Source organism: Dysgonomonas sp. Shenzhen-Wh21, assembly GCF_043392705.1.
GTDB lineage: Bacteria > Bacteroidota > Bacteroidia > Bacteroidales > Dysgonomonadaceae > Dysgonomonas.
This window is the reverse complement of the sequence record NZ_JAIXHZ010000051.1, coordinates 1-14449: the sequence shown is the minus strand read 5'-3', so window position 1 is coordinate 14449 and position 14449 is coordinate 1. Positions and strand designations below refer to the sequence as shown.

Genomic DNA, 14449 nt, shown 5'->3' with positions numbered 1-14449 from the left:
ATAAAACCTTTGCTAAACGAACAGAGTATCACGCTTTGGTATTATTTTGCTGCCACTCTTATTCTCTTAATGGCATGCAATGCTACATATGCGATTATACAAATCAGACGAAGAAAGAGATTAGACTTAACATATTGTACCACATCTTTTATAGCCTATACTCTTTATATATATCTCTATTATCACAATTCAGGGGATATCATACCTTTCAGCATACCAAATTGGATGATTTCCGGCAATATTTTCATGTACGTAGGATCTTTCCTTATGCCGACACTAATTCACTCACTGTTTGCATCTGTAATTATATTAACACCAAATGCAAATAACAGAAGAGCTTCGGTTAACATATTTTTCGCCATTCTCATACCAGCGATATTTTACATGTTCGGCGTGGTTTTTTCCAGTTTATGGAACGGTATATCTTCCATCAACGGAGACCTATTCGTTTTGCTCATCATCATTATTACGGCTGCATTCTTGTTTTTTATACTACGCTTTGTTTATATATTAATATCCAAGCGCAAATTATATACTCATGAATTAGTATGGAAAATACTAATCAGTTTTATATTACCAATAGCCGGATTATTGATTAATACAAGGCTAGACCACTTATTCGGTGATTTCTCCAATATTTGGTTTTATGTAATAACTATTCTGAATGCAACATTGCTCTGCATACCTAATCCCAGCGATAAGAAATTAAGATTGCTGCTGTTTAGCGGAAGGTGCATAACGTTCACCTACACCTTGTATTTCTTTATTGTAATGATGCCACTACTGCCATTTTCAATTTTTGCTGTTATATTTTTAGGGCTCGGTTTTTTAATGCTTACACCACTGATACTTTTCCCTATACATCTCAACGAATTAACCAAAGACTTCAGAGCATTAAAACAAGTATACAAGAAACCAACAATATACCTTAGTGCAACCATTGGTATACTTATCCTACCTATCGGCACAACGATAAGCTATTTATACGATAAGAACATGCTAAGCAGAACACTTGAATATATCTACAGCCCTGATTATAGCAAAGATTACAGACTAAGTGCTGATGCAGTAAACAAAATGCTCTCGACAATAGATCATAGAGTAGGAAGAGGTCTCTCATCATGTCTTTTTTCGATTGCGATAAGTTCAGGTTATCCATTACGAGCCATTTGTAATAACTGGATAAAAATGGGGTAGACTGATAGAAAAATATATCACCTCTTCAACGGTTCGGTTGACGACTATCATCAAAACCAATTTGTAAACACCTTAGACACTGCGAATATTAAAATAACAGACATTAAACAACATAGCGAATATGACACCAATAAAAAAGTATGGATAAGCAACATAGACTTGACTATAAAAAACGGTGATACTCCACTATGGAACTCTGAATATAAAACCTATATAAATCTACCCGAAGGCTGTTGGATAAGCGATTATTATCTGTATGTAGGTGACGTAAAAGAAATGGGTATTCTAGCTGAGAAAAAAGCTGCCACATGGATATTTAACCAAATAAGGAACGTAAACCGAGATCCAGGACTATTACGATATCTGCAGGGTAATCTGGTTGAATTCAAGGTATTTCCTTTTCAAAAGGAGGAAGTCAGATATACAGGTATCGAATTTATACATAAAGACCCCGTAGAAATAATAATAGACAATCATAAACTCGTTCTTGGCAATCCGCAAATTCAGCAATCTGTAAACCCCATCTCTACAGTAAAAACCGATGATGCCATTTATCTTTCTGCGGAAGATAAAAGCAGGTTAGAAACTGTTGAGCGTAAGCCGTATTATCATTTTATAGTTGATGTTTCAGCCAACAGAAATGATTTAAGCTTAACAAAGTACGATTATTCTAAAACTCAACAAGTAAATACGCTACCAAAAGAAATAGTTAAGAAAAGACAAGCCAAATTTACTCAAGCTATAAACAATCTGTTCAAGAAACATCTTATTGAAACAAAAAGAGATGATGCTAAAGTATCATTTACAAACACGTATGTCAAAGAACGATTAATGAGTTCGGACTTCGAAAAAGACATCTCAAGCCAAGACTTCGAAGGTGGTTTTTTCTTGGATCGCGCTATCAAAAAAATCTTATTCGACTCGTATACAAACCCAAGCAATACATATCCTGTAATTGTAGTGGTTAGTGACAACATTGACAAAGCAATAGTCAATCTTGATTTTGAAAATATGAGGTTTACTTATCCCGAAAGTGACACATTTTATTCGATACAAAATGACAATCTGCGTTCTCATACCTTTGCTACAGGAACTCAGGTTATAAAAAGCAATGTAGACTCTATCCCAAAGCACAACGTAAAAGCCTGGCCAAATCCAGCTAACCCGACATCTTATCTTCCTGATGATAATAAACCTTCTATAATATTGACCACTAAAAGCAAGAGTCTTGAAATTACTCAAAATGATATAAAAGAAAAAGATTGGGAATCAGGATTACAAATGCAAGCTCAATGGATGCTACAATCATTATACCCTGAAACAGCGGATAAAGAATGGCTATCGCTTGTGCAAAACAGCTTTAAGTCTCGCATAATGACTCCTCTTACTTCTTATATCGTTGTAGAAAATGAAGCTCAAAAGGCTTTACTAAAAAGGAAGCAGGAAGAAACACTCTCAGGAAACCGATCGCTTGATTTGAGTGACGATACGCAGCGAATGTCTGAACCCGATCTCATTTTAATAGCCGTTTTGTTCGGTCTTTTTCTATTATATTATAAGCATAGAAAGAGGAAACAGAATCTTCATTAATATTCTACTACAGCAGTCTACTCCTAGATTGCTGTTTTTTTATTAATCTCCAAAATAAAAGACTTCAGCTTTTATTTTACTTTCTTCACATCAATAAAACTTAATACTAAACTATTTACTAATTTTACCCCCTCTTATTATATGATAATTTCAGAATGAAAAAATACAACCTCCCCGATATAAACCGCCGGACAGATACCGTCATACTGGCAAATGGTAATTTTCCTTCCAATCCTTTAGCTTTATCGATACTCAACAACTGCAAGTACCTTGTCTGTTGCGACGGGGCAACTAATAATCTGACAAACACAAGCAGATTGCCCGATGCAATAGTTGGCGATTGTGATTCGCTCTCGGAAGAGAACCAAATACGGTTTGCAGATATTATACACAGAATTCCCGAACAGGAAACCAACGACCTTACAAAAGCCGTACGATTCTGCTTGAAACAAGGAAGAAAAGAGTTGACGATACTCGGCGCAACAGGCAAACGGGAAGATCATACCATTGCCAATATAAGCTTGCTATGCGAGTATATGAATGATGCCGACGTAGAAATGATTACCAACTACGGTGTATTTAACGGAATAGGCTCTACCTCTCTTTTCGAAAGCTATAAAGGGCAGCAAGTATCTTTATTCTGCATAGATCAGAGCATTGTAACATCGCACAATCTTTTGTATGCTATCGAAAAGCGGACTTTTACCAACTGGTGGCAAGCCACCCTGAACGAATCTACAAGCGATGAGTTTAGGATAGAAACAAACGGACGTATGATCGTTTACAGGGCTTTTTGATTATCCCCAAGCGTTAAGCTCCTACCTCACCGATTTCCTTCGCCTTATATGCCATCGCATAAAAACGGATTTGCTTTATCATAGACACAAGACCGTTGGAGCGCGTAGGCGAAAGGTTTTCTTTCAGCCCAATCTTCTCTATAAAGTAAAGATCGGTATTTATAATTTCATCCGGCGTACGGTTCGACAGCACCTTTATCAGTAGAGCGATAATGCCTTTTACGATTACAGCATCGCTCTCCGCTTTAAGGACTATTTTACCGTCGATGTAATCAGCCTGTAGCCATACCCGGCTTTGGCAACCAACAATAAGATTATCTTCTGTCTTATTCTTATCGTCTAATTTATCCAGTGAATTTCCCAATTCTATCAATAATGCGTAACGATCCATCCAGTCGTCAAACATCGAAAATTCTTCTATAATCTCGTCTTGAACTTCGTTTATTGTAGCCATTTATTCCCTCTGTTTATTTTTCCTTATATACAACCTCCAGCACTGTTTGTCCTACGGCCTTCAATGTTTCTTTACTGATATTGCGCATATCATCTTTTTGTGTATGCCATGAATGGAAGAACCCATGATCCATATCCTGACGGTAATCGATAATATCGATACTCGGTATCTTGCGAATCTGATTTACAGGGACATGATCGTCTGTTACTCCACCCACATCTTTACCAATAAAGAATTTGCCATAGCTAAGCAGTCCGGCTGTTCTCCATACTTTTTCAAGTATATCTTCTGCATATTCTTTGGATATAGCTTCCTTATAAAAGGTTGCTCCTTCTGCTCCAACCATATCCAATAATATCCCGAATTTAGCTTTATAATTTGGTACATGCGGATTATTTGCCCAGTACTGAGAGCCCAAACACCATGTTTCTCCTTTAATCAAAGATTTCTCCGCAAAGGCAGGGATACCATAATCTTCTGCATCAAAAAAGATGATATCTACTCCCACCTCAGGTGCTTTGGTCTGAAGTACTCTTCCTATCTCCATCAATACTCCTACTCCACTGGCACCGTCATTAGCACCCAGCAACGGTTTCTTAAGATTAGCCGGATCAGGATCCTGATCTGAATACGGACGTGTGTCCCAATGGGCAAAAAGCAACACCCTGTTTTTCTTCTCCAAACCATAAGAGGCTATTATATTACGGGCATTAAGCTTTGTGCCATCATATGCCGTTACCACCATCTTCTGTTCCTGAACTTCTGCTCCGAAACGTTTCATTTCGGCTACCAGGTAATCGCCACAAGCAACGTGCTCTTTAGTGTTCGGCACACGGTATCCGAATGCAACTTGTCTGTCTACATAAGCGTATGCGCTATCGGCGTTGAAGTCCGGCGATACTTTCTGATACGAGTCAGCCATCGTATTCGCATTTTGAGTTGTTTTCCCACACGAGCATGCTATAAAAATCAAAGACATGCATGTAATGTATATGTTCTTAATTGCCATCTTATACTAGTTTACTTTACAGAATACAATCTACAAATATAGAGATTTGTTGTGAGGTAGAGGTTTCATTTAAGAGTTTTTTCGATTAGCACCTTCACTACACTAAAACAAGTAAGGCGTCTAACTCCAAAAAGTGACAAAAGTAACACATATCATATTATTTATATTGTCACCCTCTGTAAAGATATCCGGGAGGTAAGACTTCACCACTACGCCTAACCTTAACAAATTTGGGTTTAAGCTCAACTTCTGTGTTGTCGTTGCTTGCTTCATCACTATCCACTGTAGAACAATCTGGTATATCTTGTAATTCGGAAGTTTCACTGTCTTTTTTCGGATGTAAATCTTTGTCTTTTTTGGGTGTGTTTCCTTTCCTTAAATTCTCACGCAGTAGATTTAGATTCTCCGCTGTTTTCTGATCACGAACAACAATTGTTAAAGTAGACGGAGTGTTCTCCTCTTCTTTATTGGCTTTACTATCTTGACGAGAAAGTGTAAGCTTTATCGCATGGGTATCAGGGGCGTATTCTTTTTGTTTTACGATCTGCGATTTTAGCACCAGCTCATCAGGATTATTTTTATCGGGAACGTATATCGTTTTTGTCTCTGTAAGGGTATAACCTTCCAGTTTCCTTTTTAGTGACTTGCGAGCCAGCATCATTAGCATATCATCACGACGATCTATCGCTTCTTCTATTGCTTCTCTGAATTCGGGCTTTGTATCTTTCCATTCATAAAAAGATTTTCTGCTGATTTTTAATATACTGCATATCTCTGAGATAGAATAAGTATCCGCTTCTATCAGTGTAACAATCTTCTCTACTAGTTTTTCTGTGTACTTTGCCATATCTATTATTATAAGTTGTTTATAATAGATAATTATTTAGGAAAGTGATAAATATGTATTAGGATATATTTCGTCTCTATTTCTTTATCCCATATAGCTTTTGATCCTGTTCGAAAGTCTTCAATAATAAGTTTCTATAGACTTGCTCTTTTTCCACTATTTGAGACATATCCTTATGAAAATAGAAAATAAAATTATTTACAACAATACCTTTTTCTTTATCTTCCGATTGATATATATGTTGCATTTTCCATCCTATAAATTCTGGCACAAATAAAGCTTCTAATGAGTCACATTTATTCTTATAAATTTTCATAGAATCCTCATATATCTTTGATTTTTCAGGGTCTTCATATTTATACGTGTGCATCAATAGCGTAGAAAGACCTTCTATTAGATAAAAATGTTGATATTCCGGAGTCTTTTTTACAGAAGTAAATGTAGAATCAAGCCCACTAAATTGAACAGACTTGTAATTTACAACAGAGTCATTTTGCAAATAGACATGTATCATTCGTTGTACAGCCTCTTCTTTAGATATTTTTTTACAAGAAGAAACAACCAAGGGCAAAATAACGATATAGCAGAAATTTTTGATAATATATTTCATCTTAAAAATAAAAAAATGTTCTTTTCAATTTTTCTTTTGCCTCCATATAGCATCAGCAATAGATCTGTATCTTCCCCAGAATTTATAATGAGTAAGAGAGAAAAATGAGATTAGCCGTCCGATGTGTTTATTCAAAAGAAAAAGATGTTGAATACGATAGAAAACAATCAGAAGAATAAAAAAGACGATAAAAGAAAAGACTTTTTCGACAAAAGGATAATGCAAAAAATCGGAAGACAATTTGTTTAACAAATAAGTTGCAAGTGTAGAATAGAATATACTTATAATAACAAAGAGTCCGTGAGCACTTTCTATTGCTCTTTTAGGACAAATAGACATACATCGCATACAACTCTCACACTTCAAGAGCCAAAAAGGACGCTTGTTTAATATTTTGATTGCTTTTACAGGACATTGTTTCACACACAGCTGGCATCCATCACAAGCAGTTGAAGCATAGAATGATTTTGCAAAGGCAAAACGCCCTGCAATATAATATCCTAAAGATATAGGGGATATCAGTATATCTTGAACAATATCCCTGTATGCTACAAAAACAGAATTTCCTTCAAATATCCTGTCACAATATTTCTTTACTTTATAAAAATTAGCTTCATGCAAAAATGCTACAGCGTTCTGACTCAATGCCGGATGAATCGACATCCAATTAGAGGGCATATCGAAAGGTATTTGTCCTTTAATCTTATATCCTTTCTTTTTTAGCATTATTGTTGATACAAAAAATGCGATTCCGGTCAAACCCGGTGTTACTGTTTTTCCAATCTTTAGTCCGGCTCTTGTATTCATCAATACAATATCGTTAGAGCCTTTTGGAAATCGGCGAATAAAGCCTAGGGTTATTGGGGGATAGTTGAATCCATGTATTGGTGAAATAATAATTACCAAAGTGTCCGGGTCTATGTCAATACTGTTATGTCTTGCTGTATCTATATTCTCTAAGTTGCATATTATATTCTTTTCGGCAGCAAATTCTCGAATCCAATAGGAAATCCTTTTCGCATTCCCTGTTCCCGAAAAATAATAAATCCTTATTTTTTTATATACAAGCATTCAGTATATCAGATAAGATTATAATTCAAAGATAGTTACAAAAATAATTTTCGCTTCATTTTTCGATATAAATCAATAAAAAAAATAAAGTGACTACTTGCGACAATAGCCTAAAGTTACATTTCTATCGTCTTTTCGGATTTGTAATCCGAAAGCTTTTGTATAAAAGGATTTTAAATCCTACGAATAAATCTTTTCGGATTACAAATCCGAAAGAACGATAGAAGGAAGATCCTAAAGAAGGAAGCAATTATATACAAAGAAGCCGCAATTTGAATCAAATTACGGCTTCTTCTATTTTGTAAATATGCTATTTACGCATCAATCTTAGCATAAGTTGCATTTTCTTCGATAAACTCACGGCGCGGAGCTACGTCTTCACCCATCAGCATAGAGAAAACGTGATCGGCTTCTGCTGCATTTTCTATCGTCACCTGACGCAATGTACGGTGCTCAGGATTCATGGTAGTATCCCAAAGCTGCTCGGCATTCATTTCTCCAAGACCTTTATATCGCTGTGTGTGAATAGCATTTTCATCACCATCCGCATATTTCTCGATAAATGCACGGCGTTGGCGATCGTCCCAGCAATACTCTTCGTTTTTACCCTTGCGGCAAAGATAAAGCGGAGGCGTTGCAATATAGATATACCCTTTCTCCAACAGAGCTTTCATATGGCGGAAGAAGAAAGTAAGAATCAGCGTTGCAATGTGGCTTCCGTCCACATCGGCATCGGTCATGATCACCACTTTTTGATAACGAAGCTTTTGGAGGTTCAACTCTTTAGAGTCTTCTTCCGTTCCTATCGTTACTCCTAGTGCTGTATATATATTTTTTATCTCATCACTTTCGAGAACCTTGTGAGGCATCGCTTTTTCCACATTCAGAATCTTACCCCTAAGAGGAAGAATTGCTTGGAATCCACGGTCACGGCCTTGTTTTGCTGTACCACCCGCAGAGTCTCCTTCGACAAGGAAGATCTCACATATCGAAGCATCTTTACTCGAACAGTCAGCCAGTTTTCCCGGTAAACCACCACCTGTAAGCGGAGATTTACGTTGTACCAACTCACGGGCTTTGCGAGCCGCTGCACGTGCTGTTGCCGCAAGGATAACTTTTTCTACAATGATTTTCGCTTCTTTCGGATGCTCTTCAAGATATATGCCCAAAGCCTCTCCAACAGCCTGATCAACAGCTCCAATAACCTCATTGTTACCAAGTTTAGTCTTTGTCTGTCCTTCAAACTGAGGCTCAGCAACTTTGATAGAAACAACAGCAGTAAGTCCTTCACGGAAGTCATCACCATTAATTTCCACTTTCACTTTCTCAAGCATCTTCGAGTCATCAGCGTACTTCTTCAGCGTACGAGACAACCCACGGCGAAATCCAGTAAGGTGTGTACCACCTTCTATTGTGTGTATATTATTTACATACGAATATACATTCTCATTATAAGATGTATTATATGTCATCGCCACTTCTACCGGTATTCCTTGTTTTTCGGTAACAATGTGTATCACATCTTCTATTAATGCTTCTTTAGACGCATCTATATATCGTACAAATTCTTCCAGCCCTTTTTCGGAGAAGAAAGTATCTGTCTTGAATGTTCCATCTTGTTTTACCTGACGACGATCGACCAACGATAGACGAACTCCGGCATTAAGAAAAGCCAGTTCGCGAAGACGTGACGCCAATGTATCATATTTGTACTCTGTTACTACAAATATAGAATCATCCGGCTTGAAAGTTATAATTGTACCTGTATGATCTGTAGTTCCTATTTTTTCTACACCAGTCAGGGGTTTTCCACAAGAATATTCTTGTACATATACATTCCCTTGTTTGTGTACCTCGGCTTTTAGGTATGTAGACAATGCGTTGACACACGACACCCCCACACCGTGAAGACCTCCCGAAACTTTGTAAGTTCCTTTGTCGAATTTACCTCCGGCATGCAAGACTGTAAGAACGACCTCGAGAGCCGATTTCTTCTCTTTAGCCATTATATCCACCGGGATACCACGACCATTGTCTTGTACTGTTATCGAATTATCCTCGTGTATAGTGACTTTGATATCATCACAATATCCGGCCAATGCCTCGTCAATAGAGTTGTCTACAACTTCATACACAAGATGGTGTAATCCTTTTTCGCTTATATCACCGATATACATCGCGGGTCTTTTCCTTACAGCTTCAAGGCCTTCGAGCACTTGAATATTTTGTGCGGAATAAGATTCGCTTGCAATTTTTTGGTTCTCAGTCATATTTATATTTTGCTATTAAATAGGCGAATAATCGCCTGAGGTTTTGCGTTTGAAAAATCTAACAAATATACAGATTTTTATCCACATAAGCAAGAATAGAAGCCATCGTTTTGCTTGCTTATAAATAAAGAAAAGAATCAAAAAATTAACAGTTTTATTTATATAAAAACATGTAAAACCCAATAAAATTCTGATTGCTTTTGTTTTCTTTGTATTCTTCGATATGTCCAATAAATAATTTAACCGAATACGATGAAAAAACAATTCACATTTCTATTTTTTATTTTAAGTATCCTCTTTTCTATAACGAGTTGCTCCGATAAAGACAATGAAGTAGAGGATACGCTCAGTCTATCAAAAAGTCAATTATTTTTTAAAGTTTCAACTGAAAAACAAAGCATTACAATCAAATCAAATACCAAGTGGAAAATTGACAAGAATATTCCCTCATGGTGCACTGTGAGTCCCATGTCTGGAGAGGGCGATGTAACGATTAATGTAGAAGCGAAAGAAAACACGCAAGAGGTTAAGCTTACAACACAGTTGGTTATAAAAACCAAAACAAAAATACAAAAAGTAAGTATACAACAAGAAGCTGCTCCGCCGGCACCTCTCGAAGGGTACTATTTCCCGCTACTGACTATCAATACTAAAAATGGCACACCAATTATATCGAAGGATGACTATATGGACGCAACCATAAAGATAGAATCAAGGGATAATAAAGGGGTTATAAAAGAGATGCTAATGGAAGCTGACACCGAAATAAAAGGTCGTGGGAACAGTACGTGGGGAATGGAAAAGAAACCTTACAAACTGAAACTAAAAGAATCGGCGCAAGTATTGGGCATGCCTAAAAACAAACATTGGGTGTTGCTAGCCAACTACTCGGATAAGACATTGATGCGAAACGAATTGGCATTTGAGATCAGCCGTCGTATGGGATTTGCATGGACTCCACGCATACAGTATGTAGATGTTGTACTTAATGGAGAATATATAGGAAATTACATGCTTGGAGAGCATATACGGGTAGACAAAAACAGGGTCAATATTCCCGAATTGAAAGCAGCAGATACAGATATCACAGGAGGATATCTGCTCGAAATAGATGAGCGAAAAGGAGAACCCGTATGGTTTGAAACACTAGAAGCAAAAATGACATTCTGTGTAAACACACCGGAAGACATACCGGCTAATCAAAAAGAATATATATCAAACTATATCCAAAATATAGAAAACATCATATACGGAAAAAATGATGTAAACCCTATAGAAGAATTACCGAAGTATTTGGATATGAAATCATTCATTGATTATGTATTACTAAACGAATTATCGAAAAACGTTGATGGCAATCTACGCCTAAGTACATTCGTCTATAAAAATAGAGGCGACGATAAGCTATATTTCGGACCGGTATGGGACTATGATATTGCTTTCGGAAATGTAAATTACGACAACTGCGATATGGTATCAGGATGGCATGCACGTGCAAGAGCTCCTTGGTATCAACAATTTTTCTCTCATCCCGAATTTGAAAATATGGTAAAAGACAGGTGGAACGCATTACGTGGCAATGAATTAAGTGATGCAAACATAAATACGTTCATTAACAGCATGGCTGAAAAAATAAATGTATCTCAACATTATAATTTTCAGAAATGGTTAATACTGGATAAGCAAGTCTGGCCTAACCCTATTGTAACTGGAAGTTATCAAGGTGAGGTTAATTATCTTAAGACCTGGATAAAAAACAGATTAAGTTGGATGGATCCACAATTTAAGTAATTAATACGGCATATTATAAACTAAAAAAGAGAAGAGGGAATCCCTTTTCTCTTTTTTATTAAGTACTAACTGGTATGTATCTACCATTTTTTCATAAACCTGTTTATGATTTTCTTCAAACGAAGAAGGTATTTATATTCCTTGTATTTTTCATCTGATATAAAACCATATTTATGCTGTATCATATAGTAATCGGAATAGAAATCGAAATAAGAAGACGATATACCTCCTAATCTGAAATTAGAGATCACAACATCCACTTCTTCGAGCTCTACACCCTTACTTACACATCTACAAATAAAGTCATAATCTGCCAAGACTTTTATAGAAAGATCAAATGCTCCATATTTATTGTAAACCTCTTTAGATACAAAAAATGTAGAGTGAGGCAGTACACTCTCCGATATAAACGAAGCTCCACGGCGTTGCACATTAAAAATCTTATTGTCTTTCCACACGCGCTCTATACCGTATATCATAGAATTGCTCTGATCTACCACTCCGTCAGAAAACTTATTCCACATAACTTCGAGGGTATTATCCTCATACCAATCATCAGAGTTGGTTATCCCGATCAACTTTCCGCTAGCAAGAGATATTCCTTTATTCATCGCATCATAAACACCTTTGTCGGGTTCACTTACTATTCGTACCGTGACTCCTTTCTTTTCGAAGTCAGGGATATAACTCTCTATTTTATCCAGAGTTTGGTCTTTCGATACCGCATCGATGATAATATATTCAAAGTCAGAAAAAGTTTGTCTTAACAAAGCTTCTACTGTTCCATGTAATGTGTTTTCAGAATTGTATGTTGGTGTTATGATAGATATTCTTGGCATATCTAAATTATTTTATTTAAGTCTACGAACAAAGATACATTTTTTTTATAAATGCATTCACCGTTCTATATATATTAAAAAAAGAGATTTCATAATTCTTAAAAAGCCTATACCTGCTTAATTATTTAACATTACGACAGAAACAATCGTGTCGTTTAGACGTTTTAAATATACAGTAGGAATATGCTTGTATACATCATGTGGATAATAAATGCTCTTTTATATTATAAGTTTCAATAGAATTAGCAACCTTGCTAAAACATGAAATAATGAAAACTAAATTATTTGTATACGCCAGTATACTATTCCTCGCCGCTTGGATGTCTTATGGATGTAATGAAAAAGAAACAGATACTTGTCTTACCATATCTGCAAAAGAGATCAACAACAAATCATTTGTAAATGGCGGACAATATCAGATTCTCGATGCTAGTAATAAAGTTGTAGGAACATATACGCTCACTTCCGGAACAATAAATATCTCTAACTTAGCCGTAGGAAAATATGTAGTAGAAGAAATAAGTTCTCCCGATAACTATGATGCCAGCCAAAAACGAATAGAAATTATTCTAAAGTACTCTTGTATCGAAGCTACATTCTCGTATATAGATTCCAAATTGAAAGAAATACCGGAAGAGCAGACCTTGCAATTCATAAATTATCAAGGGCTTATAAACTTAGGGGAATATAATGCTGTGCGTATTGGAGAATATTACTGGATTGATAGGAATTTTTCTCATACAATAAAAAAAGGAAATGGCTTCGAAAACGATATACCTATCACTCAAAACATCTTAAATAAATATCTTGAACGTGTGCGCATCGATCCCCAATATTATCAATTATCGAATATAAACAATTTTGAAAAATACTATGGAAGATATTACAGCTATCCGAGTATAGAATATATGAATAAGTACTGCTTTATGGCTGACGAGAATGGCAATAAAATCGAAGGCTGGAGATTACCTTTTCCTGCTGATTATAGGCAATTATTTGCCATGTCGCCATTCAACACATCGCATGATGCTACTCATACAAATCTTAACGAAAGAGATGTACGTTTCGCATTAAGTAGCATGAATGGAGAGAATCCATTAGCCTTTAATATCTATCAAGGAAATAATAGCCCATATAAAGTTTATTGGTTCGAAAAATCAACAAATATATATGGTTTCAATATGATGCCCGGAGGAGCCCGTCTGAATGGCGACGGCAGATGGTGTAATGGTCTAGGCTCTAATGGTGGCTGCTATGATGATGGGAAAAGAGGTGATATCTATCATCTATTCTATACTGTTTACTTATCTGTACAAAACACAAATAATACTTTTGGGTATGTAGGCATACATGATTATATAACTAGCAAAGAGTATGAATCATATCACTATCTCAATGTACGTTGGTGCAGGCCATTAACAGATATAGAGCTAGGCTATAAATTATATATCAATAAAGAGAAGACAGATATAAAGAAATTAGATCTTAAAGACTCACCTCCGGAAGGATATACAGAATTACCTCGCGGTTATACTCGTGGATTTTATGTACAATATATATTAAACAACCCCAATACAAAATTAACTGTATCTGACATTGTGAACTATGCTAAAAATGTTCAGGACAATTATGTCTCCGATAATCGTAACAACTCGAATATAATTTTGTAAAAAGCATGTATGCGTCATATTATTTTTTCTAAACAAAAAGGAGAGCTATAATAGGCTCTCCTCTTCTTATGCTGTTTATCTTTTGTGTACTTGTATAAATAACAAAAGTCCGCATACAGTTTCATGTATACGGACTTTGCTTAAAACGGCGGTAACCTACTCTCCCACTTTTACGCAGTACCATCGGCACGACCGGGCTTAACTTATCTGTTCGGAATGGGAAGAGGTGGAGCCCCGGTGTTATAACCACCTGAATATCGTTACTGCTGAATCTCTTGTCGGGTAAGTTCCGACCTGCACGAAT

10 protein-coding genes, 1 rRNA gene and 1 pseudogene are annotated in these 14449 nt (G+C 36.2%); 4 read left to right on the top strand and 8 right to left on the bottom strand.

The window, feature by feature from the left end:
* The first annotated feature begins 9 nt into the window (after nucleotides 1–9).
* Together LDB17_RS03140 and LDB17_RS03135 are read left to right on the top strand one after the other, a co-directional pair.
* Nucleotides 10–2787, top strand: a pseudogene (locus tag LDB17_RS03140) (MSEP-CTERM sorting domain-containing protein).
* Between the two features lie 155 nt (nucleotides 2788–2942).
* Nucleotides 2943–3584 carry a thiamine diphosphokinase gene (locus LDB17_RS03135; protein ID WP_252639092.1) on the top strand — a complete coding sequence of 214 codons (642 nt, stop codon included), beginning with the start codon at nucleotides 2943–2945 and terminating at the stop codon, nucleotides 3582–3584.
* A gap of 13 nt (nucleotides 3585–3597) precedes the next feature.
* Here the strand turns inward: LDB17_RS03135 and LDB17_RS03130 are convergent, their stop codons facing one another.
* The 6 genes from LDB17_RS03130 to gyrB form a co-directional block, all read right to left on the bottom strand.
* Nucleotides 3598–4038, bottom strand: coding sequence for a SufE family protein (locus LDB17_RS03130; protein WP_006844157.1), 441 nt, complete (start codon nucleotides 4036–4038; stop codon nucleotides 3598–3600).
* 13 nt (nucleotides 4039–4051) lie between these two features.
* Entirely contained in the window at nucleotides 4052–5047 is a 996-nt protein-coding gene (locus LDB17_RS03125; RefSeq protein ID WP_252639091.1) for a M28 family peptidase, read from the bottom strand.
* Nucleotides 5048–5216: 169 nt separating this feature from the next.
* Nucleotides 5217–5894 carry a bacteriophage terminase small subunit gene (locus tag LDB17_RS03120; RefSeq protein ID WP_252639090.1) on the bottom strand — a complete coding sequence of 226 codons (678 nt, stop codon included), beginning with the start codon at nucleotides 5892–5894 and terminating at the stop codon, nucleotides 5217–5219.
* Between the two features lie 76 nt (nucleotides 5895–5970).
* Nucleotides 5971–6408 carry a hypothetical protein gene (locus tag LDB17_RS03115; protein ID WP_393924884.1) on the bottom strand — a complete coding sequence of 146 codons (438 nt, stop codon included), beginning with the start codon at nucleotides 6406–6408 and terminating at the stop codon, nucleotides 5971–5973.
* Between the two features lie 120 nt (nucleotides 6409–6528).
* Nucleotides 6529–7575, bottom strand: coding sequence for an EFR1 family ferrodoxin (locus tag LDB17_RS03110; RefSeq protein ID WP_252639088.1), 1047 nt, complete (start codon nucleotides 7573–7575; stop codon nucleotides 6529–6531).
* 314 nt (nucleotides 7576–7889) lie between these two features.
* The gene (gene gyrB, locus LDB17_RS03105; protein WP_252639087.1) at nucleotides 7890–9845 is read right to left on the bottom strand and encodes a DNA topoisomerase (ATP-hydrolyzing) subunit B; all 1956 of its coding nucleotides are present in this window, start codon (nucleotides 9843–9845) and stop codon (nucleotides 7890–7892) included.
* 252 nt (nucleotides 9846–10097) lie between these two features.
* Between gyrB and LDB17_RS03100 the strand changes: the two genes are divergently transcribed.
* Entirely contained in the window at nucleotides 10098–11636 is a 1539-nt protein-coding gene (locus LDB17_RS03100; protein ID WP_252639086.1) for a CotH kinase family protein, read from the top strand.
* An 80-nt stretch (nucleotides 11637–11716) separates the two neighbouring features.
* Here LDB17_RS03100 and LDB17_RS03095 read toward each other — a convergent pair whose 3' ends face one another.
* On the bottom strand, nucleotides 11717–12475 hold the full coding sequence (locus tag LDB17_RS03095; RefSeq protein WP_252639085.1) for a glycosyltransferase family 2 protein: 759 nt from the start codon (nucleotides 12473–12475) through the stop codon (nucleotides 11717–11719).
* 269 nt (nucleotides 12476–12744) lie between these two features.
* Here LDB17_RS03095 and LDB17_RS03090 point away from each other — a divergent pair, with 269 nt between their 5' ends.
* Nucleotides 12745–14145: a prealbumin-like fold domain-containing protein gene (locus LDB17_RS03090; protein WP_252639084.1), complete on the top strand. Its 1401-nt coding sequence runs from the start codon at nucleotides 12745–12747 to the stop codon at nucleotides 14143–14145.
* Nucleotides 14146–14288: 143 nt separating this feature from the next.
* Here the strand turns inward: LDB17_RS03090 and rrf are convergent.
* Nucleotides 14289–14399 (bottom strand): 5S ribosomal RNA (rrf, locus tag LDB17_RS03085).
* Nucleotides 14400–14449: the final 50 nt, after the last annotated feature.

Coding starts and splice junctions, on each gene's coding strand:
- LDB17_RS03135 (WP_252639092.1), top strand. CDS start 2,943: ATGAAAAAATACAACCTCCCCGATATAAACCGCCGGACAGATACCGTC.
- LDB17_RS03130 (WP_006844157.1), bottom strand. CDS start 4,038: ATGGCTACAATAAACGAAGTTCAAGACGAGATTATAGAAGAATTTTCG.
- LDB17_RS03125 (WP_252639091.1), bottom strand. CDS start 5,047: ATGGCAATTAAGAACATATACATTACATGCATGTCTTTGATTTTTATA.
- LDB17_RS03120 (WP_252639090.1), bottom strand. CDS start 5,894: ATGGCAAAGTACACAGAAAAACTAGTAGAGAAGATTGTTACACTGATA.
- LDB17_RS03115 (WP_393924884.1), bottom strand. CDS start 6,408: ATGATACATGTCTATTTGCAAAATGACTCTGTTGTAAATTACAAGTCT.
- LDB17_RS03110 (WP_252639088.1), bottom strand. CDS start 7,575: ATGCTTGTATATAAAAAAATAAGGATTTATTATTTTTCGGGAACAGGG.
- gyrB (WP_252639087.1), bottom strand. CDS start 9,845: ATGACTGAGAACCAAAAAATTGCAAGCGAATCTTATTCCGCACAAAAT.
- LDB17_RS03100 (WP_252639086.1), top strand. CDS start 10,098: ATGAAAAAACAATTCACATTTCTATTTTTTATTTTAAGTATCCTCTTT.
- LDB17_RS03095 (WP_252639085.1), bottom strand. CDS start 12,475: ATGCCAAGAATATCTATCATAACACCAACATACAATTCTGAAAACACA.
- LDB17_RS03090 (WP_252639084.1), top strand. CDS start 12,745: ATGAAAACTAAATTATTTGTATACGCCAGTATACTATTCCTCGCCGCT.